At 73.0% G+C, this 22,472-nt stretch carries 19 protein-coding genes and 1 pseudogene; 4 read left to right on the plus strand and 16 right to left on the minus strand.

Features of this window, described 5'->3' with window-relative positions; all coding sequences use genetic code 11:
* The first annotated feature begins 62 nt into the window (after positions 1-62).
* Positions 63-947, plus strand: coding sequence for an MBL fold metallo-hydrolase (locus LG396_RS02730; protein WP_225793411.1), 885 nt, complete (start codon positions 63-65; stop codon positions 945-947).
* 34 nt (positions 948-981) lie between these two features.
* On the opposite strand, the gene LG396_RS02735 is transcribed toward LG396_RS02730, so the two are convergent.
* From LG396_RS02735 to LG396_RS39090, 8 genes are all read right to left on the minus strand, one after another.
* A complete protein-coding gene (locus LG396_RS02735; RefSeq protein WP_225793412.1) occupies positions 982-1,584 on the minus strand; it encodes a hypothetical protein in 603 nt (200 codons plus the stop codon).
* Positions 1,562-2,173, minus strand: a complete 612-nt coding sequence (locus LG396_RS02740; RefSeq protein ID WP_225793413.1) for an RNA polymerase sigma factor — start codon at positions 2,171-2,173, stop codon at positions 1,562-1,564. Before LG396_RS02740 ends, LG396_RS02735 begins: the two co-directional genes overlap by 23 nt.
* A 159-nt stretch (positions 2,174-2,332) precedes the next feature.
* Positions 2,333-3,118, minus strand: a complete 786-nt coding sequence (locus LG396_RS02745; RefSeq protein WP_018850846.1) for a hypothetical protein — start codon at positions 3,116-3,118, stop codon at positions 2,333-2,335.
* The gene (locus tag LG396_RS02750) at positions 3,105-3,686 is read right to left on the minus strand and encodes a hypothetical protein (RefSeq protein ID WP_225793414.1); all 582 of its coding nucleotides are present in this window, start codon (positions 3,684-3,686) and stop codon (positions 3,105-3,107) included. The genes LG396_RS02745 and LG396_RS02750 overlap by 14 nt, the downstream gene beginning before the upstream one ends.
* A 510-nt stretch (positions 3,687-4,196) precedes the next feature.
* Positions 4,197-5,480, minus strand: coding sequence for an MFS transporter (locus tag LG396_RS02755; RefSeq protein WP_225793415.1), 1,284 nt, complete (start codon positions 5,478-5,480; stop codon positions 4,197-4,199).
* Positions 5,477-5,965, minus strand: coding sequence for a MarR family winged helix-turn-helix transcriptional regulator (locus LG396_RS02760; RefSeq protein ID WP_225793416.1), 489 nt, complete (start codon positions 5,963-5,965; stop codon positions 5,477-5,479). Before LG396_RS02760 ends, LG396_RS02755 begins: the two co-directional genes overlap by 4 nt.
* 33 nt (positions 5,966-5,998) lie before the next feature.
* Complete coding sequence (locus tag LG396_RS02765) at positions 5,999-6,901, minus strand: helix-turn-helix transcriptional regulator (protein ID WP_225793417.1); 903 nt, start codon at positions 6,899-6,901, stop codon at positions 5,999-6,001.
* Between the two features lie 108 nt (positions 6,902-7,009).
* Positions 7,010-8,962, minus strand: coding sequence for a sigma-70 family RNA polymerase sigma factor (locus tag LG396_RS39090; protein WP_263978567.1), 1,953 nt, complete (start codon positions 8,960-8,962; stop codon positions 7,010-7,012).
* A 361-nt stretch (positions 8,963-9,323) separates the two neighbouring features.
* Here LG396_RS39090 and LG396_RS02785 point away from each other — a divergent pair, with 361 nt between their 5' ends.
* Positions 9,324-11,225 carry a collagenase gene (locus tag LG396_RS02785; protein ID WP_225793419.1) on the plus strand — a complete coding sequence of 634 codons (1,902 nt, stop codon included), beginning with the start codon at positions 9,324-9,326 and terminating at the stop codon, positions 11,223-11,225.
* An 84-nt stretch (positions 11,226-11,309) separates the two neighbouring features.
* Here LG396_RS02785 and LG396_RS02790 read toward each other — a convergent pair whose 3' ends face one another.
* The 6 genes from LG396_RS02790 to LG396_RS02815 form a co-directional block, all read right to left on the minus strand.
* Positions 11,310-12,353 (minus strand): LacI family DNA-binding transcriptional regulator, encoded by a 1,044-nt coding sequence (locus LG396_RS02790; protein ID WP_225793420.1) that lies wholly within the window; start codon positions 12,351-12,353, stop codon positions 11,310-11,312.
* Between the two features lie 149 nt (positions 12,354-12,502).
* Positions 12,503-14,320, minus strand: coding sequence for a glycoside hydrolase family 36 protein (locus tag LG396_RS02795; RefSeq protein WP_225793421.1), 1,818 nt, complete (start codon positions 14,318-14,320; stop codon positions 12,503-12,505).
* Between the two features lie 12 nt (positions 14,321-14,332).
* Positions 14,333-15,163 (minus strand): carbohydrate ABC transporter permease, encoded by an 831-nt coding sequence (locus LG396_RS02800; protein ID WP_018835919.1) that lies wholly within the window; start codon positions 15,161-15,163, stop codon positions 14,333-14,335.
* Positions 15,160-16,065, minus strand: coding sequence for a carbohydrate ABC transporter permease (locus LG396_RS02805; RefSeq protein ID WP_018835920.1), 906 nt, complete (start codon positions 16,063-16,065; stop codon positions 15,160-15,162). The genes LG396_RS02800 and LG396_RS02805 overlap by 4 nt, the downstream gene beginning before the upstream one ends.
* Positions 16,062-17,405 carry an ABC transporter substrate-binding protein gene (locus LG396_RS02810; protein WP_225793422.1) on the minus strand — a complete coding sequence of 448 codons (1,344 nt, stop codon included), beginning with the start codon at positions 17,403-17,405 and terminating at the stop codon, positions 16,062-16,064. The genes LG396_RS02805 and LG396_RS02810 overlap by 4 nt, the downstream gene beginning before the upstream one ends.
* Before the next feature lie 38 nt (positions 17,406-17,443).
* Positions 17,444-18,622 (minus strand): aminotransferase class V-fold PLP-dependent enzyme, encoded by a 1,179-nt coding sequence (locus LG396_RS02815; RefSeq protein WP_225793423.1) that lies wholly within the window; start codon positions 18,620-18,622, stop codon positions 17,444-17,446.
* A gap of 808 nt (positions 18,623-19,430) precedes the next feature.
* Between LG396_RS02815 and LG396_RS39900 the strand changes: the two are divergent.
* A pseudogene (locus tag LG396_RS39900) lies at positions 19,431-20,182 on the plus strand (CoA transferase).
* 482 nt (positions 20,183-20,664) lie between these two features.
* The gene (locus LG396_RS02825) at positions 20,665-21,324 is read left to right on the plus strand and encodes a dihydrofolate reductase family protein (protein WP_225793424.1); all 660 of its coding nucleotides are present in this window, start codon (positions 20,665-20,667) and stop codon (positions 21,322-21,324) included.
* Here LG396_RS02825 and LG396_RS02830 read toward each other — a convergent pair.
* Together LG396_RS02830 and LG396_RS02835 are read right to left on the minus strand one after the other, a co-directional pair.
* Positions 21,293-22,024: a YoaK family protein gene (locus LG396_RS02830; RefSeq protein WP_225793425.1), complete on the minus strand. Its 732-nt coding sequence runs from the start codon at positions 22,022-22,024 to the stop codon at positions 21,293-21,295. The genes LG396_RS02825 and LG396_RS02830 overlap by 32 nt on opposite strands.
* Positions 22,021-22,470 carry a GlcG/HbpS family heme-binding protein gene (locus LG396_RS02835; protein ID WP_018835927.1) on the minus strand — a complete coding sequence of 150 codons (450 nt, stop codon included), beginning with the start codon at positions 22,468-22,470 and terminating at the stop codon, positions 22,021-22,023. The genes LG396_RS02830 and LG396_RS02835 overlap by 4 nt, the downstream gene beginning before the upstream one ends.
* Between the last annotated feature and the right edge of the window lie 2 nt (positions 22,471-22,472).

The raw sequence follows: 22,472 nt of genomic DNA on the forward strand, positions 1-22,472 counted from the left end.
ACAGCGTTCAGATAAGTGGTACGGTCCGAAGTGGATCTCAACACCGTTCAGATTGGAGTGCCATGCCTTCCAGCGCGCCCCCGCCCGTCGTACGCGGCGAGCCGGTCGAGGTCGCCGACGGCGTCCACGTGATCCCCGACGGACGAGTGGAACTGGTGCCGAACGTCGGCATCGTGGTGGGCGAGGACGCCGTGCTCGTCGTCGACACCGGCATGGGGCCGCGCAACGGCGCGTACGTCCTGGAGCAGGCCCGCCGGCTGGCCGGCGGGCGGCGGCTGTACCTGACCCTCACCCACTTCCACCCCGAGCACGGCTACGGCGCGCAGGCGTTCAAGGGCGTCGCCACGATCGTCTGCAACCGGGCGCAGCGCGACGAGCTGCGGCGCAAGGGTGCCGCGTACCTCGACATGTTCCGGGGACTGCGCCCCGCGGTCGCGGCCGAGTTGGAGGGCGTCGAACTCGTCGCTCCCGATCTCGTCCACGACGGCGAGGCCGGGATCGACCTCGGCGGGCGTACCGCCCTGCTGCGTCCCGTCGGCCCCGCGCACACCGTCGGCGACCAGGTCGTGCTCGTCGACGGCCGGGTGCTCTTCGGCGGAGACCTCCTGGAGACCCGGATCTTCCCCATCGCGCCCTACTTCCCCCCGCACGACACCGACGTCGACCCCCGCCGCTGGATCGGCGTCCTCGACCGGCTCGCCGCCCTCGCCCCCGAGGTCGTCGTCCCAGGCCACGGCGAGGTCGCCGGCGCCGCGTTGATCCACGACGTCCGCGACTACCTCGTGTACGTCCGTACCGAAGCGGACCGCCTGCGTGCCGCCGGCGTCCCCGCCGACGAGGCGGCCGCCACCGTCGACCGCTCCGCGCGCGACCGCTGGCGCGACTGGGAGCGCCCCGAGTGGATCACCCCCGCGGTCCACGCCTTCTACGCGACCGCCGCCGACTGAGCTCTGCCGGAATACGAGGAGCGTCGTGCGAACCTCAGCGGAACTCTTCGGGGCAGGTGGTGCCCTGGACCTTCGGCATGGCTTGGATGATCTGGTCCCGCACCGATTCCCTCGTTCTGCCGCGGAAGGGATCGGCGGTCGCGTCCGGCTTCCGGGGAACGAACAGGAGGACGTGTTCGCCGGTCTCATACGCGTCTTGAGGGTCGGTGGCGCCCGGATCGGCCAGGTCGAACTGTGTGGTGTCCGGGCCGGTGTCCGGTTTGAACCACCGGTCCACGGCCATCGTCAGCAGAACCCGGTCCCGGCCGGCCGGGCGCACGGAAGTGACCTCGCCCTCCACGACGGCTTCGGCGCAGGCCAGTGCCTCCGGGAGGGTCTGTCCCCGGCCGGTGGCGTCGGCGGGGGATTCCGCGCCGTCGCCGCCGGTACCGACCGCCAACGCCACTGCCACGCCGGCGGCGGCGCAGGCGGCCGCGGTGACGGCAAGCGCCCTTCGCGCGCGCCGGCGTGCACGCTGCGTACGGGCCGGGGTGACCAGGCCGACCGTGGGCGCGGGGTCCGGGTGTCCGGCCTCGTCGCCGATGAGGGTGAACGCTCGCCGCAGTCGGGTTTCTTCAGCCTCGGTCGGTTCGGTCATCGGGGATCACCTCCGTTCGGCGGAGACGGTCGCGCAGGGCGGCCACGGCATGGTGCAGGCGGCTTTTGACGGTGCCGCCGGGTAGTTCCAGCAGCTCTGCGATGTCGTTGACCGACAGGTCTTCGTAGTAGCGCAGGCTGAGTATCTGGCGCTGGTGGCGGGGCAGGGAGCTGAGGCCGTCCGCCACCGCGAGAGCGAGGGCGCGGTCCTCGTCGGAGTGCCCGGCGGTCGCCTGCCGTGCCCAGCGGGCGGCCAGCCGGGTGTGCAGGCCCTGGTCGCGGGCGCCGGCTCGGTGCCAGTCCGCGGCGACGCGGGCGGCGACGACGCTGCTCCAGGCGGACGGGTTGCGCACGGCCGCCCGGTTCGGATCGGCCTGTTGCTGTAACAGCCTCAGCCGTACCTCCTGTACGCCGTCCTCCAGATCACCCCATGGCACGCCGCCCAGCGCCAGCACGGCCCGTACCCGGGCCACATCGACGTCGCTTCCCTCGGCCGTTCGGCCGGCGGTGGCGTCCCCACCGGACCTGTGGTCGCCGGGGGTGTCTCCGGGATGGCGGGTGCGGGATGCCGCGCGGCGGCGTGCGGACATGGGTCCCTCCCTGTCTGGTCCCTGCTATGACGGAGCAGCACCCGCAAACGTTCAGTCGCACGCGGCGGCCGCCGCCGGTTGCCGGAGGGTGCTTTGATCCGGGAAGAACCGGTGGCTTGTCCGTCTCCGGCAGTGGGAGACGGCGTGGCGCCGCACGTGTCAGGCACAGCCTTCGCTCCGCGGTACGAAGCCGGACACCTCCGGTGTGCGTGGCGTGGCGGCGTTCAGCGCCTCGACGAGCGCGCCCTCACCGCGGCCGGCCAACTGGTGTTCCAGCGTGGCGCCCTCGTCAGCCGCATGTGCCGCGCTGCGGTGCCGTGCGGCCGACCGGACGTGTCCCTCCAGTTCGCCCCGGCCCAGGATGCCGTTGTCGAACGGCACCTCCGAGCCTTCTCCGAGCCCGCGCCACTGTGCGGGTTCGGGAACATCCCCCGGAGAGCACCTGGCCTCCTCCCAGGTGATCGCCATGACGTACCGGTGGCCTGTCTCGACCCGGGGCTGGTCGACCAGCGCCATCTTCGTGCGGTTTCCGGTGTCCCCGTCGAGGAACTGCCATCCCGTGGCGCTGTACTCCCAGACGTCCGGAGCCGGCCGGGGCGCGTCGGGCCGGGACCACAACACCTTGTCGACGGTCAGAGTGACGGTGCGGCCGATCGTGCCTTCCCCGCGCTCCAGCTCCACCGCGGTGGGCGCGATCTCGCTCTCTTCTGCGGCGGTGACGGCCACCACGTGGTCGGCGTAGGTCACCCAGTCGGAAGCCGTGCTGCTCGGCAGGTGGTCGGCGCCGTGGCCGAGGAGGACATCCGGGGAATCCGCCGGCGACTGACGGGCGTTGGCCAGCAGGCCCGCGGTCAAGGCGACGGCCGCGGCCGTCGCCGCGCCGAGAACGGTGAGGCGGCTTCTGCGCCGGGTGCGGCCAAGGCGGGAGGGCTCAATAGGTGGCATTGATGTTCTCCCGGTTGTTGGCCTTCAGTACGGCGTCGAACCGCGTGGGGGTCCGCAGACACCCGAGGCGGGAGTCGTCGTTGGACAGCAGCGGGCTGGCCTGTCTGCCGTGGGTCAGCCCGACCGCGTGGCCGGTTTCGTGGCAGGACAGGCCGGGGGTGTAGTTGCCGTTGCCGCGGATCCGTATGTACTGCTGGTCGCAACGGCGGTTGTCGGCTGCGTCGTTGCACCAGGTGACGCCGTCCGAGCTGGAGGGGAGGTTGGTGGATCCCTCCTGGTAGATGATGTCGGTCTCGCTGGTCCCGCTGAACTGCGGATTCGAGTCGTAGTGACGCGCCAGGTCGGTGGGCGCGTACTCGTCCCGCAGCATGTTGCTCACGGTCGTCCGGTCCGGAGACTCCAGTTCGTATGTCCCTGAGCTGTCCATGTAGTAGTACAGCGCCTCGTTGTCCGTCTGGCAGGAGAGGACTCCGTCACCGCCGTCGGGATCGTCACGGCAGATGCCACCCTGGTTGGCCGTCGGCCACATGTTGTCGGTGGCCGCCCCCCAGGCCACTGCCGTCACCATGAACAGGAACGCCGCTGCCAGCGCGGCTGTACCCCCTGCACGTGCGCGTACTAATCGTCTTTCGGGCACAGATCTCTCCTTCGGCTCGCCAGGCACGCGCGGTGGCACTGACGGCCGCGGAGCCGTCATCCCCTGGGCACCTGCCGGACGGGATCACCGGCGCGGGTCCGTGCCCCCGTACCCTCCGCGGCCTGCGCACTCCGCCACATTGACCCGCAAAGGGCCCGCTGGGTGCGGATGTTGCGAGGGAGCGTAGCCCTCCGCATGTCGGTCACCGAGGGAATTGCTGGGAAGTAACGGGTACGCCACCGGCGGCTCGGTAGGTGAGGAACGCCGTGCCGAGACGTTGACCTGCGGCGGTGCGTCCGGAGCGGAGAGACCCGCCGGCCGCTTGAGGCATGGGCGTTTCCGGCAGGGGCTTTCCGGCCGGCGGAGGGGTGCCGAGAGGCGGGGCGTGCGACGCGACGAGTTCGCTGCCGGGGCGCTAGCCGTAGCGTCCCGGCGGGGTGCTTACGGGGTGCCGGAGGGGGCCGTAGTGGTCTGTGCCGGGGGGTTTCGGTCTTCGGACGGGGTGCGGTACGCGCGTAGCGGGGCGTTGGCGGCGGCTATCGCCGCTATGGCCGTCAGGGCCGCCAGGCCGCCCGTCACCAGCGAGAAGGTGGCCGAGGTGGCGGAAGCGACCAGGCCGCCGCGGAAGTTGCCGAGTTCCGGGCCCGCCACCCCGATGACGTGTTCCACCGACGAGACCCGGCCCCGGTAGGCGTCCGGGGTTTCCAGCTGGACCAGGGCGCTGCGGGTGACGACCGAGATCGTGTCGGCGGCACCCGCCGCGGCGAGGCAGACGAGGGCCAGCCAGAGGGGGCCGGCGAGGCCGAAGCAGGCGAGGGCCAGGCCCCAGACGGCGGCGGCGGTCAACTGGACCAGGCCGCCGCGGCGCCAGCGGGTGACCGTGCCGGAGAGCAGTCCCGCCGTGATGCCGCCGACCGCGACGGCCGACAGGAACAGGCCGAGGGTCTGCGGGTTGCCGTCGAAGCGGACCTCGTTGACGAGGGGGAAGAGGGCGATCGGCATCGCGAGGAGGGTCGCGGACAGGTCGGTGGCCAGCGAGCCCCACAGGGTGTGGCGGCGCAGGACGATGCGCCAGCCGCCGCGTTCCGCCCGGCGCCTGCCGCCTTCGGCCCGTACGCCTTCGGGGCGCATCGCGGGGAGGCGGAGGACCGCGGCCACCGCGACGGCGATCGCCGCGGCCTGGGTGGCGTACGCGGCCGGGAGGCCCCAGCGGGCGATGATCAGGCCCGCCGCCGCCGGGCCGGCGAGCATCGCGAACTGGAAGGAGACGTTGTTCAGTGCCAGCCCCGCCGCCACCTGGTCGGGCGGCAGCAGGCGGACCGGGAAGGTGCGCCGGGCGGGGGCGCCGAGGGCGGCGCAGGCCGTGGCGACGGCGACCAGGGCGAGCAGGAGGACGACGTTCCTGTTGTCCGCCAGCGCCTGGGCGCACAGCCCGCCCGCGGCCAGCAACTGGCCCGCCGTCGTGGCCCGTACGAGCGCGCGGCGGTCCACCGTGTCCGCCAGGGTGCCGCCGAGGAGGCCGAACACCACCATCGGCAGGCCGGTGGCCAGGCCGATGGCGCCGGTGCCGACGGGGCTGCCGGTCAGGTCCCAGACCTGGGCGAGTACGGCCACGAGGGTGACCTGGGCGCCGAGTTGGGCGGCCGACGTGCCGATCCACAGGGCGCGGTACGGCGGACTGCTGCGCAGCGGGCGGGTGTCGAGGAAGCGGACGCGCCCGCTCATCGGTGAGGCTCGGTGAGGCGGTCCTCGATGCGCTCGCGCATCGACCGGTCCGCGAGCGCCGCTTCGACGTCCCGCACCACCGCGGTCATCGCGTACGGCAGCGCGTCGTTCAGCTCGCTGACCGCCGCGTGGGTCGCGCGCCACTCCGCTTCCAGGAACGGCACGAGCGACCGGCCGCGTTCGGTCAGGTCGATCCGGCGCGTACGGGCGTCGGGCCCCGGCTCCGAGGTGACCAGGTCCGCCTTGCGCATGGCCGCGATGGTCTGGCTGACCGCGGAGTGCGAGCGGTGCAGGGACTCGGCCAGCTCGCGGATGGTCAGGGGCCCGGTGTGGGCGAGGCGGATGAGCGGGTACGCGAACCGCGGGCGGACGCCCTCGATGCCGCGGTCCGTGTAGACCCGCTCGATCTCGGCGTCGAGGGAGGCCAGCAACGTGTGCAGGGCCTGCCAGGGGTCGGGCAGCTTGGTCGGGTCCGTAGATGTCACAGCGCTAATATAACAGCGCTTTTAGATTTCCCTTCACGCGGCGCCGTCTCTCCCGGTGCCGCGGTGGAGCGCGTGCCTGGTCCGGAAGGCGCCCGGCGGGAGTCCCACGCGGCGCGTGAAGAGCCGGGTGAAGTGCCCCGGGTCGGCGTAGCCGATGCGGCGGGCGATGGACGCCACCTTGAGGTCCGTGGTGGCGAGCAGGTCCTTGGCCGTGTTCAGGCGGGTGCCGAGGACGAAGTCCTTCGGGCTGCACCCCGCCGTGTACTGGACCTCCTCGCGCAGCTCTGCTAGCGGCAGCGACATCCTGCGGGCGTGTTCGGTCACGGAGACCGGCAGGTGGGCGGCGTGGGCGAGTTCCTCGACGACGGTCGGGGCCTGGGCCTGCGGGGTGGCGCGGGAGCGGCGCAGGACGGCGAGGAGTTCGTGGAGTCCGGCGGCGGAGGTGGCGTCGTAGGTGGGCTCGGTCTCGTTGCAGACGGTGGCGAGCTTGCGGATCGTACGGCGCGCGGGGGCGCCCGTGGCGAGGGGGACGACGGCCTCGTCCGGGGCGGGGATGAGGCCGCGCTGGGCGCAGGCGGCGACGGCGGGGCCGGTGAAGCCGGCATAGGCCACCGTCCAGCCGGGCTTCCCCGGCCCGTAGCAGTGCGGGACGCCGGGCAGCAGCCACAGCAGCGTCGGCCCGCCGACGCAGATCCGCTCCCGCCCGCCCCAGGAGAACCAGCCGGAGCCCGCCAGCAGGACCAGCGCGACATGGTGGTCCACCACGCGCGGCCCCACGCCGCGCGGCGGCATGTCCTGGATGGCGAGGGCCGTGCAACTCAGGCCCGCCTGCCGCTGTATCGCCGTCAGCACCGGCCGCCGCCGCCACCGTTCACGGCGCTCGTACCCAGGGGCCCAGTCGGTGTTCGCGACGTCGAGCCGAGCAACGCTGCTCATGCCTCTCCCGTACGGACTCGGTGATCGGTTCTGTAGGGGAAGAGCGCGTACGGGCCCGGCCGTCCCGCGATTTTACCCTTGCTTTACCAAAGTTTCGGCGGCAGTTCGTCAGTAGCCGAAGGCGGGCCCCTGGTAGCGGAAGCGGAGCGAGGCGGTCGCCTCGTAGTTCGCCGTCGTGCCGATGTCCGGGGAGTGCGGCTGCCCCTCGGCGGCGGCCTGCCAGTCGTTCAGCCCGAGGAACTGCCCGGAGGAGTCGCGCTGGGTGAAGGCGACCTTGTTGTCCTCCTCGGTGAAGTACTTCCAGTGGGCGGTGGCGGCGTCGGACGCGCAGGCGCCCTCCTGCTGGCTGACGGGGGCGCCGTCGGCGTCGCTGCCGGAGTGGGTCAGGCACATGCCTGTCGCGTAGTTGCGGATACGGACCTCCTGCACCGGCGGCAGGGAGACGAGCAGCTCCCACTGCTGGCTGCGGCCGCCGTCGCAGTCCGCCTCGTACGGCTGGGCGCCCGCGGCGGAGCCGATGTCCATGCACCGCCCGGTGGAGGCGACCGGCAGCATGGTGCGGTCGTCGGCGGGCGGGGACCAGTCGGGCGGGGGGCCGGCGTCGTCGTCGTTGCCGGCGGGCGGCTTGCCGGAGGCGGTGGGCCCGCGGTCCGGGTCGCCGTCCCCGTCGCGGTCCTCGTCCTTGCCGGCGTTCAGCCCGTCGGTGCGGTCGGCGGAGGCGGTGGGCGGGGGGTCGTCCGGGTCCTCGTCCTCGTCCCCGGCCCCGGACTTGCTGCGCTCCGCGGTGGGGCTGGGGCCGGTGGTCGTCGCGGTGGGGGCGGGCGGCGGGGGCGGGGGATCGCCGCCACCGGGCAGGGTGGTGTACCCGGTGACGACGATGACCAGGACCGCGGCGCCGACGGCGGCGGCCTTGGCGGCGGCGGCCAGCCCGGTGGCCGCGGTGGCGCCGGCCGCCCCGGCGCCGGCCGCGCCGCCGGCGGCGGCGGAGCCGACCGTGGTGACGGCACCGCCCGCGCCCCCCGCGGCACCGGAGGCGGAGCCGCCGGACGCGGTACCGGACGCGGTACCGGAACCCGTGCCGCCGGAGGCGCCCGCCGCCGCGGGGTCCGCGGCGCCGGAGGCGACCGAAGCGCCCGGCGCACCGGCGGCGTCGGAGACGGCCGGGGTGCCCGAGACGCCCGGCGTGCCCGAGGCGGCCGACGCGCCCGCATCCCCCGCCCCCGAACTCCCCGCCGGCCGCGGCCCGTACGCCGTACCCGCCCACAGCAGCAGGCTCGCCGGCAGCGCCGCGCTCAGCGAGCTGTTCAGCTCCCGCAGCTCCGCGTTCGTCCGCCGGCAGCGCCGGCACACCGCCAGGTGGTGCTCCAGCCCCCGCTGCGCGCGCCGCCGCCGGCCACCGCGCCGTACCGACGCGGCCAGCAGCCCCGTGTAGTGCCGGCACTCCGCCGGCGCCCCGGCGTCCCCCGCGCGCTCCGCGAGGTACGCCTCACGCAGCCCCTCCCGCGCCCGCGCCGTGAGCGACGCGACGCCGCTGGTCGTCAGGCCCAGCAGCGGCGCGATGCGATCCGGCGACTCGCCCTCGACCGCCGAGTGCCACAGCGCCGTCTGCCACCGCTCCGGCAGGCTGCGGAACGCGCGCAGCACCAGGTTCGCGTCCTCGCGCCGCAGCGTCCCCTCCTCGCTGCTCTCCACGGTCGGCGCCCGCGTCAGCCAGCCCTCGAAGTCGGGGGACAGCTCGGTGCGCCGGGCGGTACGGGACCACGCGGCCGCGGTCCGCCGCACGCTCGTCAGCAGGTACGGCCGCCACGGTCCGTCGGGTCCGCTGCCACCGCGCACCGCGCGCAGCGCACCGGCGAACGCCTCCGACGTCAGGTCCTCCGCGGTGTGCGGGTCCCGCGTGCAACTGCGCGCGTACGCCAGCACGGCGGCGCGGTGCCGCCGGTACAGCTCGTCGAGCGCCGCGTCGGCGGTGCCGGGGAGCGCCTCGCGTATCAGGGCGGTGAGGTCGGCGTCGCCGGCGGCGGCGCCGGGCGCCGGAAAGGCGGTCGGGCTTTCTGACATGGCGGTCATTCCATGAGGGAGGAGAGGGCGAAAGAACGCTTGTCGGGGAGAGAGCGGGTCGCGGGCGGCTCGTCCCGCGACGATGCGAATCCGTTATGCGGGCGGGATGTCCACCCGGCAAAAGTGCAAGTGCCCGCGGTGACGGGGACCTTGGCTTGCCATGTGACGTGTGTAATTTTACATGGCACAACATCCCGTGTGCATGACAGCCAGGCCCTCCACGTCAACTCCGGCTGTCGCAGCGGCCCGTCCGCAAGACGACGGCGCCGGGTACGCGGAACTCACGAACTCGGAGGCTCACTTGATAGCCAAACCCCCCATTTCGAGAACGGGGTTCTACCTTCTGGTAGTCGCCCTGGTCATGTGTCTGGGGGCGGGGTACGCACTGGTCGCCCCCGCCGCGAAAGCCACCGCCGCGCCGGGCGGGGCGCCCGCGCCGAAGTCGCTCCCCGCACCCAAGCAGGCCACCCCCGACGCGGTCGCCGCCAGCCTCGCGCCCGGCGATCCCGCGACGACGGCCGAGCTGAAGGCGGACGCCACCCTCCTCCCGCCCCAGGAAGCCAACACCGACGCCACCGCGCGCAAGCTGGCCCGTACCGCGGCGGCCGGTCCCGATGCGGCGGAGTGCAACGTCAGCGACTTCACCTCCAAGACCGGCGCCGCGCTGGTCGACCAGATCAAGGCGTCGGAGACGGCGTGCGTCAACACGCTGTTCACCGTCACCGGCGGTGACGCGCGTGCGCTCTTCCAGGAGTCGCAGATGGTCACGGTGGCCGACGCCTACCGCGACCTCGCCTCCTCCTACCAGGGCGACAACAGCTCGTCGATCACCCAGGTCGTCCTGTACCTGCGCGCCGGCTACTACGTGCAGTACGGCGACCCCGACGGCGTCGGCGAGTACGGCCCGGCGCTGAAGACCGCCATCCAGGGCGGCCTGGACGCCTTCTTCAACTCGTCCCGCGCGTACGACGTGACGGAGGCCAACGGCCAGACGCTCTCCGAGTCGGTCATCCTGATCGACAGCGCCATGGAGAACGCCCGCTACCTGGAGGTCGTCAAGAAGCTGCTGACCGGCTACGACTCCTCCTACGACGAGTTCTACTGGATGGTCAACGCGGTCAACAGCACCTACACCGTGATCTTCCGCGGCAACTGGGTGCCGGAGTTCATCGACGCCGTGGCCGCCGACCAGAGCCTGCTCACCCTCCTGCGCGACTTCGCCACCGAGCACAAGGACCTGATCGGCACCGACAAGCAGTTCCTGACCACCAACGCCGGCCGCGAGCTGGGCCGGTTCCTCCAGCACGAGCAGCTCCGTGAGGCGGTCCGCCCGCTGGCCAAGGAACTCCTCGACGCCACCTCCCTCGACGACACCGCCACCGCGGCGCTGTGGGTCGGCGTCGCCGAGATGACCGACGCGTACGACAAGGAGAACTGCGATTTCTTCGGCACGTGCGACCTGCAGAAGCGCGTACGTGAGGCGGTGCTGCCGGTCAAGCACACGTGTGCCGACACGCTGGAGATCGCGGCGCAGAAGCTGACGGACGAGCAGCTCGAACTGGCCTGCACGAGCATGCTCGGGCAGGACGAGTTCTTCCACGGCGTGGCCAAGGACAACGGCCCCGTCGCGGACGACAACAACACCAAGCTGGAGGTCGTCGCCTTCGACTCCAGCCTCGACTACCAGACCTACGCCGGCGTCATCTTCGGCATCGACACCAACAACGGCGGCATGTACCTGGAGGGCGACCCGGCGAAGGAAGGCAATCTGCCGCGCTTCATCGCCTACCGCGCCGAATGGGCCGACGACTTCGAGATCTGGAACCTCAACCACGAATACACGCACTACCTCGACGGCCGCTTCAACATGTACGGCGACTTCGAGGAGAACATGAAGACCCCGACCGTCATGTGGGTCGAGGGCTTCGCCGAGTACATCAACTACTCGTACCGCGACCTGCCCAACGAGAAGGCGATCGAGGAGGCGGGCAACAACACCTACGCCCTCAGCACGCTCTTCGACACCACCTACGAGAACACCAACACCACCCGCACCTACCAGTGGGGTTACCTGGCCGTCCGCTACCTCATCCAGTCCCACCCGGATGACGTCGCCACGCTGCTGGGCCACTACCGCACCGGTGACTGGGAAGCCGCGCGCACGCTGCTGACCAGCACCATCGGCAACCGCTACGACGCCGACTTCGCCGACTGGCTGAGCAAGTGCTCGGCCGGCGACTGCGGCACCGCCGCCGCGCGGTAGACCCCGCGAAGAGCCGGTGCCCCGTCCGCGACCCGCGGGCGGGGCACCGGCCCCGTCCGCGGGCGCTCTCCGGGGGCGCACGGCTCAGCCCGTGCTGGCGCGGACGACCGGTTCCGCCGGCACCAGCAGCCCGCGGCCCGGCACCGCCTCGCCGCGGACCTGGGCCAGCAGGCGGCGTACCAGCTCGGCCGCGATCCGGCGCAGCGGCAGCCGCACGGAGGTGAGCGGCGGGTGCAGCAGCCGGCAGATCGGGCTGTCGTGGAAGCCGACGACCGCGACGTCCCGGCCCACGGCCAGCTGCTCCGCCCTTATGGCCTCGTACGCCGTGAGCGCCAGCATGTCGCCGGCGGCGGCGATCGCCGTGGGCCGGTCGCCGCCGTGCAGCAGGGCGCGTACGGCGGCGACGGTCTCGGCGGCGTCGTCGCGGGCGGCGGTCAGTTCGAGCGCCTGGGACGCGTCCAGGCCGTGCGCCGCCACGCCGCGGCGGAAGCCCTCGCGGCGGTCGGCCATCCACGGCAGGTCCGCGGGGGAGCCGAGGAAGGCGACGCGGCGGTGCCCGCGCTCCGCCAGCAGCGCGACGACGTCGGCCATCGCGCCGGTGTTGTCGAGGTCGACCCAGTGCTGCGGGGTGTCGGGCGCCGTCCGGCCGAACGCCACGAACGGCACGCCCGCGCGGGCGACATGCTCCACCCGCACGTCGCCGCTGAGCACGTCGGAGAGCACGAAGCCGTCCACCTGGCGGGCGGCGATCAGCTCGTCGATCGCCGGCCGCGGGTCGGTCGCACCGTGCGCCGGGCGGAACAGCAGCACCCGCTGGCCCTCCGCGCCCGCGGCGTCGACCAGCGCCTCCAGGAAGCCGCCCATCAGCGGGTTGGGGTCGAACGGGTCGTCGACGGGGGCGAGATACCCGATCGTGCGCCGCGAGCCGGTGCGCAGCGACCGGGCCGACTGGTCCGGCTGGTAGCCGAGCCGCTCGATCGCCTCCATGACGCGCGCGAGGGTGTCGCGGCGGACTCGCTGGGGGGCGTTGAGCGCGTTGGACACGGTCTGCCGGGAAACGCCGGCTGCGCGCGCCACCTCCTCGATGGTGGCTCCGGCGCGGCGCGGCCGGCGTTTTCCCTGCGTCATCTGTTCTCCGTGTCTCGCGGTGGCCCGGGCGGGGCCGCCGGTGGGGGCGGTGCGGTACGGACTGGTCGTACGGTTCGGACTGGTCGTACGGTACGGGCGGCCGGCGCCCGGCGGCCGGTGCCGCCGGGGCGTACGGTACGCAACGGGCGTCAGCCCGCCGCGGCCGTCCGGACCGCCGCAGCGTCCGCGGTACGGGCCGTCGCCGCGAGGGCCGCGGCCGGAGCCGCCGCCGGGGCCCCGGTCCTGGTCAGCGTCAGCAGCCCGCCGCGCGGCACCGCGACCGTCGACCCGCCCGGCACGTCGCCGGCCTCCAGGTCGATCCTGCCCTGCCGCACCAGCCGCCCGCGCGCATCCCTGACCTCCGCCTCCGCCGTGCCCTCGCCGCCGGTGAGCCGCACCTCCGGATCGGCGTCACCGTTGGCGACCAGCAGCTCGCGCCACTGCCCGCCGTCCACCGCGACCGGCAGCGGCGCGTACCGCGCGACCACCACCGTCGCGCCGCCGTCCGCGGTGACCATCGGGTAGCCGAGGTCGGGCCTGGACGGGCGCAGCGCGCCCAGCTGGAGGACGTCGGCGCGGTCGCGGAAGACGCCGAGCCAGAACGCCAGCGCCTCCCGCTGCCCCGGCGTCTGCGCCGCCAGGTCCACCGATATCTGCGGGACGGCGAACAGCACGTCGATGAGCTGGCACGCGACCCGCTCCGCCGGCTCCGCCGGGTGCCACATCAGCATGTCCGAGTGGACCGCCACGGGCCCGGCGACCAGCCGCACGTCGACCGTGCGCTGCCGGTTCTCGACGGTGGACAGCGGGCAGTCGGTCGCGCGCACCATGCTGGCGTACGGCCACAGCCCCGGGCTGACGTACGGCTGGCGGTGCTCGACCATCGCCTCCGGGTCCGCGGCCGTGATGCGCTCGTGGATCCGGCCGAGCAGCCGCTCCACGCCCTCGGAGACCGTCGCGCAGTCGGCCTCCGGGCCGGGCGCGGGCGGCTCGGGGGCCACGAACCAGTCCACGAAGTCGATCTTCAGCCCGTCCATGCCCCACTCCTCGACGGCGCGCGCGAGGCGGTCGGCGAGATGCTCCCGCACGACCGGATAGCGCGGGTCGACGACGATGGCGTGCAGGTGGTCGACGCGGGTCAGCGCGTAGTCCTGGAACTTCTCCCACACCGAACTCTCCCGCCCCACGAACGGCAGGGCGTACCAGAGGAGATACGCCACACCCAGCTCGTTGACCCGCCGCACGTGCGCGGCCGTGTCCGGCAGGGAGACCGGCTCCCAGTCGCCGCAGTGGCCGTAGCCGCGGGTGCGGTCCGCGGTCATCCAGCCGTCGTCCACGATGACCGTGTCCAGGCCGAGTTCCTTGCCGAGCGCGGCCTGCGCCTCGACGGCGGCGGGGCTGACGTCCTGGTGCATCGCGTACCAGGTCGAGTACGCGGGCCGGCGCGCCGCGGCCGGGACGCTGACCGTACGGTCGCCGAGCCACCAGTCCGCGACGCCGGCGAGGCAGCTCGCGAAGTGCCGGCCGGAGGTGTCGACGCGTACGGTCACATGCCCGGCCGCCTGCATCCAGCAGCGGAACTCCCCGCTCTCCTCGACGACCCCGGCCCCGGCCAGCACCTCCGTGCGGTCCGCGGCGAAGACGCACAGCCCTGCGTCGCCCGTGCCGACCAGGGCGGCGACGGGCGCGCCGCGCGCCAGGGACACCTGCCGGGGCGCGGCCCAGGCGGTGGGCAGCCAGGTGTGGCCGCGGGTGTCGGGGGTCCAGAACGCGGTCGCGTCGACGCACGGCACGCGCCACTCGACGCGGACGTCGCCGGGGCCCGAGACCGTGATCTCGACGATGCCGTCCGCCGCCGCGCTGCGCGTCACCTCGCCGGTGACCAGCAGGTCGAGGCCGCCGGCGGAGAGCTTCCGCGGCCGGCCGGAGGCGGCCGCCGGGGCGTGCGGTTCCCAGATCTCTTCCATGCCTTCTTTCCTCTAACCCTTCGTCGCCCCGGCCAGCAGGCCGGAGATGAACTGCCGTTGGAGGACCAGGAACAGCACCATCATCGGCAGGGCGGACACCGCCGTGCCGGCGAGGATGGCTCCGTAGTCGGTGCTGGTCTTCATGCCGTGCAGCGTCGCCAGCGCCACCGGCAGGGTCTGCATGTCGGGGTTGCGCAGCGCGATCAGCGGCCACACGAACTGGTTCCACGAGCCGAGGAAGAGGAACACGGACAGGGCGGCGAGCACCGGCCGCATCACGGGGATGACGACGCTCCACAGCACCCGCAGCTCGCCGGCGCCGTCCACGCGGGCGGCGTCGAGGAGTTCGTCCGGCAGCCCGCTGAGGGCCTGGCGCATCAGGAAGATCGCGAACGGCACGCAGAGGCCGGGCAGCACGATCGCCTGGTAGCTGTCCAGCAGCCGGAAGTCCATCATCATCTGGAACAGCGGCACCAGCATCACCTGCTCGGGCACGACCAGCGTGGACAGCAGCAGGGCGAAGAGGACCGTACGGCCGCGGAAGCGGAACTTGGCGAACGCGTACCCGGCGAGCAGCGCGATGACCAGCGCCCCGAGCGTCTGCAGTCCCGCGATGGCCAGCGAGTTGCCGAGCACCCGGACCAGGCCCACCTTGTCCTGGAGGGTGGCCAGGTTCTCGCCGAGGTGGCCGCCGGGCACGAGCTTCGGCGGCCAGGCGAAGATGTCCGAGTTCTCCTGGGTGGCCGAGACGATCAGCCAGTAGAAGGGGGCCACCGACAGGCCGGTGAGCGCGGCCAGCAGCAGCGTCAGCGGCAGGCCGCGCAGCCGCAGCACCCTGGTCATTCGCGTTCTCCCATCAGCTTCATCTGGACGGCGCCGAAGACGACGACGATCAGCGTGAGCGCGTACGCGATCGCCGAGGCGTAGCCGAAGTCGAAGTAGTGGAACCCGTTCTCGTACAGGTACATCGAGACGGTGAGGGTGGCGTTGTCCGGCCCGCCGCGGGTCAGGACGTACGGCTCGTCGAAGAGCTGGAGCGTCCCGATGGTGGACAGCACCACGGTGAACAGCAGGATCGGGCGCAGCGCCGGGACGGTGACGGACCAGAACCGGCGCACGGGGCCGGCGCCGTCGACCATGGCCGCCTCGTACAGCTCCTTGGGGATGCCCTGGAGGCCCGCGAGGTAGATCACGGCGTTGTAGCCGGTGTAGTGCCAGGTCATGACGAGGACGACGGCCATCCGGGCCCAGAAGGGGCTGCCGAGCCAGTCGACCTTGGGCAGGCCCACGCCGCCGAGCACCCAGTTGAGGGCGCCCTGCTCGCGGTTGAGGAGGTACGCGAACATCACGCCGGTGGCGACCAGCCCGGTGACCGCCGGCATGAACACCCCGAGCCGCCACACGGCGCGCCAGCGCACGAACGCCGAGTTGAGGCCGAGGGCGAGGAGCAGGGCCAGGCCGAGCATGACCGGCACCTGGACGGCCAGGATCAGGCCGGTGTTCTTCAGCGCCGTCCAGAACAGCGGGTCGTCGAGGAGGCGGCGGTAGTTGTCGAACCCGGCGTTGCGGGTGTCGGCGCCGGAGCCGGTGGTGAACGACAGCCGCAGCGAGGCGAGGATGGGGTACGCCTTGAACACGGCGAAGGTGGTCAGCGCGGGCGCCAGCAGGAGGTACGGCATGGCGCGCCGCATGGTGAGGCGCCGCGGTTTCGCCGGGGACCGCCGGGCCAGGGCGGCGGTGCTCATGCGAGCGAGCGCCGGGTCTGCTGGGCCAGTTGCTCCGCGGCGTCCTGGAGCACGGCCTGCGGGTCGCCGCCCTTGACGAGCACCTTGACCTGCGCGTCGCTGGCGAGCTTGAGGGCGCGGGCGTAGTCGCCGGAGTAGTACGTGGCGTCGGCGCCGTCGTCGAGGAGCTCGGTGAACGTCCGCAGCACGGCCTGGCCGCCGTAGTACGGGCGCTCCTCGGCGTACATCGGGTCGTCGTACGCGGCGGACAGGGCGGGGAAGACGCCGCCGGAGTCGAACATGTCGTTCATCGAGCGGGGCCTGGTGAGCGCGTACTCGACGAACTTCCAGGCCGCCTTCTGGCGCGGGCTGGAGCCGGCGACGGTGAGGTAGGTGGAGTTGACGATCGCGGACCGCTTGCCGCCGTCGGTGACGGCCGGGGGCCGGGTGAGCCGCCACTTGCCGGACTGGTCGGGGAACTGGTCCTCCATGTAGTGCGCCGCCCACGCGGCGAGCGGGGAGACGGCGACCTTGTCCGCCGAGACGAGCTTGGACCAGCCCTGTTCGCCGGAGGAGTCGCCGATCAGGCCGGCGTCATCGAGGCGCTTGACGATCGTGAGGGCCCGTACGGCCTCGTCGGAGGCGAGGGTGATGTTCCCGTCGAGGTCGAAGTAGAAGGCGCCCTGGAGCTGCATGAGCGACTGGAGGAAGTCGCAGTCGGGGCCGGGGGAGGCGGGCTTGTTGAGCCCGATGAGGTACGCGCCGGGGTTGGCCGACGTGAAGTCCTCGGCGGCGTCGATGACGTCGTCCCAGGTCGCGAAGGCCGTCGGGTCGAGCCCTGCCTTGTCGAACATGTCCTTGCGGTAGAAGAAGCCGAGCGGGTTCACCTCCCACGGCATCGCGCGGGCCTTGCCGTCCTCGTCCAGGACGGTCGGCCACAGGCCCTTCGCGAACCGGTCCTTGTGCGCGTCGGCGCCGAGGGCGGACAGGTCGGCGAGGCCGCCGGGGAACTTCTCGACGTAGCCGGGGAAGTAGTCGCAGCCGATGTGCAGCACGTCCGCGAGCCCCTGGCCGCCGGAGGCCATGCCGACGGTGATCTTGTCCCAGATCGCGGGGTTGCCGACGTCCCGTACGTCGACGGTGATGCCGGGGTTGTCCTTCTCGAAGGCGGGGACGACGCCGCGGAGCGCCTCGGCGGCGGTCGTCCAGGACCAGACGGTGACCTTGCCGGTGTCGGCGTCACCGCCGGCGGCGGAGGGGGAGCCGGAACCGGTACACGCGCCGAGCGCGGAGCCGGAGGCGAGGGTGAGGAGGCCGGCACCGGAAACGCGGAACAGATGGCGACGGGATATGCCTGACATGTCTGACTCCTTGGCGCACAGATGGGGCGAGGGTCGGGTCAACTCCGCCGGGAGCCCGCCGCCCGGAGGGCGGAGGCGAGCAGGGCGGAGGTGTCGGGGTGGGTGGTGGCGTGGGGGGAGAGCCGGATCCAGTCGCCGCGCAGGGTCGTGACGAGGCCGGCGTCGAGGAGGGTGCGGTGGAGGAGGGCGGGGTCGACCCCGGGGAGGCGGAGCCGCCCGATGGCGGCGGCGGGGGCGCTACGGCCACGGGGGGCGCTGCCGTTACGGGGGCGGGCATGGCCGCCGCTACGGGGATGGCTGCCGCTCGCCACCTCGGCGCCCTCGGCGAGGGCGGCGTCGAGGAGGTGGCCGAGCGACTCGGCGGCGAGCCCGGCGATCTGCTTGACGCCGACGGCTCGTACGAGGTCGAGGCCGGTGCGCAGCGCGGTGACGGCGGGGCCGTCGGGGTTGGTGAACTTGTGCGCGGCGGCGCCGGGCAGGGCGGGATGGGGGTGGGCGGACGCCCCGAGGGGATCCTGCACCCCGGACCACCCGCCGAGCCCGGGCCGGAGCAGATCGGCCACCCGGTCCCGTACGAGGAACAGGGCGGCACCCCACCCGGAACGCAGCCACTTCTGCCCCCCGGAGGCGAGGACGTCGGCGGCGTCGACGGCGAACTCGACGACGCCGAGGGCCTGCACGGCGTCGACGACGAGGACGCGGCGGGGACCGATGAGGTCCTTGATCTCGGCGAGGGGGGTGCGGAACCCGGTGGCGGCGTCGACGGCGCAGACGGAGACGGCGAGGAGCCGGTCGTCGAGATGCGGCCGGACGGTGTCGGCGGTCAGCGGCCCGTCGACCATGCGCACGCGGAGCCCGGCGTGCCGCTCGGCGACGCGGAGCCAGGGATAGACGACGGCGGGGAAGTCCCCCCGGGAAACGAGCACGTCACCGGACCCGCGGAGGGCGTGGGCGGCGGCGAACATCCCGTGGGAGGTGGAACTGAGCAGGGTGACCTCCCCGGGGGAGGCGTCCAGCAGTTCGGCGGCTCCCCGGGAGGCGGCGGCTTCCTCGGCCTCGAACTCGGCTAGGGCTTCGTAGGGCCGCAGCATGGAGGAGTGGGCGGCGCGGGCGAGGACGTCGCGGACGTCGGCGGACACGGGCCCGAAGCGGGCGAAGTCGAGGTAGCCGGCGGGCTCGTGGAAGCGCCGCAGGTAGGCCTCGATTTGATCGTTCATATTACGCAAGCTGCCGTTTCATGTGATGGAACCCCCAAGATTTGATCGTTCAAACTAGCAGCGGGTGGAAACCCGAACAAGAGAGGGAACGAGAGAAGAACGAGAGGGCGTGGAGGGCCGCCACGGTGAGGGCAAAGCCGCAACGGCCCGCTGGGGCGCGTCATCCTGGGTTGCGACGCACAATGTGCGGATGACGTACACCGAGGATCCGGCCGCCGCACACGCCTGGGCGGCTCTGGGGGGCCGGGGCCAACTGGTCGAGAGGGTGTGCTTTGAGGGGGCCGGCACTGTCCTGCCGTCGCGTTTGCCCGTGAGGGAACTGGCGCGGGCCTGCGTGGGGGTGTCTTCGCTGGCGGCGGCGGAACTGCTGGCCCTGCGCAACCGCGTGCCGGTGCCGGCGGTGCGGGTGAACGAGGCGGCGGTGGCCACCGCGTTCGTCAGCGAACGCCACCTGCGGATCGACGGCCGGGCGCCGACGTCGTTCGCTCCGCTGTCCGGGTTCTGGCAGGCAGCCGACGGCTGGGTGCGTACCCATGCCAACTACCCGCACCACCGTGCCCGTCTGCTCCGTGCCCTGGGCATCGCGGACACGGGGCAGGACCAGGTGTTGGTGGATGTGCTCGCGAAGGAACTGGCATCGCGTCCGGCTCGGGAGGTCCAGGAGACCGTCTACGCGGGAGGCGGGCTGGCCGTGGCCGTGGCCACCGCACCCGCTCCGGCCGGACCCGCTCTGGTCGAGACGCGGCACGTGGGCCGGGGCGGCCCCCGGCTGCTGGCGCCCGCGTCCGTGCCGGCCCAGGGAGTGCGGGTGCTTGACCTCACCCGCGTCATCGCCGGCCCCGTCGGCACCCGCACACTGGCGTTGCTGGGCGCCGACGTGTTGCGCGTGGACGCCCCGCAGCTCGCGGAGGACGAAGACGCCCACGCTGACACCGGCATGGGAAAGCGCTCCACGCTGCTCGACCTCGCCGGCTCTGGCGACCGGCGCGTCTTCGAGGGTCTTCTCAGCCGGGCCGATGTCGTGGTGACCGGCTACCGCCCCGGTGCCCTGGACCGGCACGGACTGGCTCCCGACGCGCTCCAGGCCCGGCACCCCGGCCTGATCGTCGCGCAACTGTGCGCCTGGGGCTGGTCCGGCCCCTGGGCCGAGCGCCGCGGCTTCGACAGCCTGGTCCAAGCCGGTACCGGTATCGCCGCGATCGAGGCGGCGGCCGACGGCCGCCCCGGCGTACTGCCCGCGCGCAGGCGCTGGACCACGGAACCGGGTACCTGCTCGCCGCCGCCGTCCTGCGTGCGCTGAGCGACCGCCAGGCCACCGGCGGCGGGCGGCATCTTCGGCTCTCCCTGGCGGGCACGGCGTCCTGGCTGCTGCATGGCATCCGCTCCGCCCCCGCCCGGGGCGAAGCCGCCCTCCACGACCCCGAACCCTGGCTCACCGAGACCGAATCGCCCTACGGCCTGCTGCGTCATGCTCTGCCCCCGGTCCACTACGACGGCGCACCCGCGAACTGGAACCGCGCACCTACCCGGTGGGGCACCGATCTGCCGAACTGGACCTGAACGGAAGCAGATTGCCGGCGATAGCGGCGTCGAGACCACGCTTGAGGCCGTTGCTGCGCGGTGGCACGCATCCCGGGTGGTCTTCGCGGGGATCCGCGGCGTGAAGCCGTGGCGGGTGCAGACCGCCGTCAGTGCGCTCCGGCAGTGTGCGCAGCCGCCGATCCACGGTGAACCGCGGTGGTCGGCCACGGTGTCGTCCGGGTGACGGCTGACCAGGTGGATCGGGTCGTCCGTCACGTGGGTCAGGCGGAAGCCGTCGTCCTCCAGCGGGGCGTGTGCGTAGCGGAAGACCAGGGCCACGTCCGCGTCCCCCCGGCGCGGCATCTGCCGTGGCGCGCCACCGCTGCGAGCACCTTCAGGTGGACGAGGTTCAGCACATATCAAGGATATTGATGCGATCGTCGGTGTTTTGGCATTGGACGTCATTACTCCGGTCCGGCCATGCTCTCCGCATCAGTCGACCCGACTCCCCGAGGAGCACCATGAGCAAGGTCAGATGCCATATCTCGATCTCCCTCGACGGCTACGTCGCCGGCCCCCGGCAGAGCGAGGAGGAGCCGCTCGGTGTCGGCGGCGAGGGGCTGCACGACTGGGCGATTCCGCTGGCCGCCTGGCGTGAGCTGCATGACCTGGAGGGCGGTGCGGTCAGCGCCAGTACCTCCGTGTTCGAGGAGTCCACCGACAACATCGGCGCGGCCGTCATGGGCCGCGGCATGTTCGGTCCCGTGGGCCGGGGTCCGTGGGCGGAGGACGAGCCGTGGAACGGCTGGTGGGGCGACAACCCGCCGTACCACTACCCGGTCTTCGTCGTCACCCACCACCCGCGCGCGGCCGTCGAGATGGAGGGCGGCACCACCTTCCACTTCGTCACCGGCGGCATCGAGTCCGCGCTCGCGCAGGCGAAGGAGGCCGCCGGCGGCAAGGACGTGATGGTCTGGGGCGGCGGGCAGATCGTGGGGCAGTACCTGGCCGCCGGCCTCCTCGACGTGCTCGAACTGCACGTCGTCCCCATCCTCCTCGGCGGCGGCTCCCGCCTCCTCGACGACCTCGGGGATACGGACGTACGGCTGGAGCAGGTCCGGGCCGTCGAGGGGGACGGGGTCGCCCATCTCAAGTACCTGGTTCGGTCCTCCGGGCGCTGAGGAGCAGCATCGCCCCCGCCGTCGCCACCAGCAGCGGCACCGCCGCCGTCCTCGGGGCGTACGCCAGCAGCAGACCGCCGACCAGGCCCCCCGCCAGCAGTGCCGCCAGGATCGCCGTGCGCAGGCCGGCGTGCTTGCGGTCGCCCTGGGCCAGGCCGGAGATCAGCGACGTCAGCGTGCCCGTGACGAACGTCGTCGTGATGCCCGCCCGGTCCAGGCCCCGCGCCGCCGCCGTCTGGACGCCCATCGCCGTCGCCGACGCGGCGATCAGGCCGGCGCCGGCGGCCGTGCCGGGGGCGGCGTCCGCCGCCCCCCAGCCGGCGAGGAAGAGGACGTGCAGGGCGAGGCCGACGGCGAGGACCCGGGCGGAGCCGGCCGGGCGGGTGCGCAGCAGGCGGGTGCGGAGCAGGCGGAAGCCCGCGAGCATGCCGAGGGCGAAGCCCGCGAACGAGGCGGTGCAGCGCAGCACGTCGCCCCGCAGCACCTCCTGCCACGACTCGTCCGACGTGGCCGCCATGCCGACGAGCACCAGGTTGCCCGTCATGTTCGCCGTGAACACCCCGCCCAGGCCCAGGAACGAGATCGCGTCCGTGATCCCCGCCGTGACGGTGAGGAGGATCAGGGCCGTGTCGGTTCGGAAGGTCCCTCCGCGCCCCGGGGGCGCGACCGTCCGGCGGGGCTCCGTCTCAGTCGTCGTCACGCGGCCCCCGTCGCCACCTTCCGCTCGAACGCCGCCAGCGCCGCGGCGCCGACCGCCTTGTCCTGGTCGCCGTTGCCGCCGCTCACGCCCACGGCGCCGACGACCTCGCCCTCGTACACGATCGGGAACCCGCCGACGAACGCCGCGAAGCGGCCCGGGTGCATGTGCTGGATGCCGAACGCCTCGTTCCCCGGCAGCGCCGGGCCCTTCGGCTCCTCGTTGAACAGGTGCGTGGCGCGCTGGTGGCCGGCCGCCGTGAACGCCTTCGCGATGGCGATCTCCACGCCCGTCAGCCGCGCGCCCGTCATGCGGTGCAGGGCGATGGGGTGGGCGCCGTCGTCGGCGATGCAGATGGTCTGCCTGACGCCGATCCTGGCCGCCTCGGCCTCGGCGGCCTCCAGCATGACCAGGGCGTCTTCGAGGGTCAGTCGGTGGATCCTGTGCATGG

The organism is Streptomyces aculeolatus, assembly GCF_020400605.1.
Taxonomy (GTDB): domain Bacteria; phylum Actinomycetota; class Actinomycetes; order Streptomycetales; family Streptomycetaceae; genus Streptomyces; species Streptomyces aculeolatus.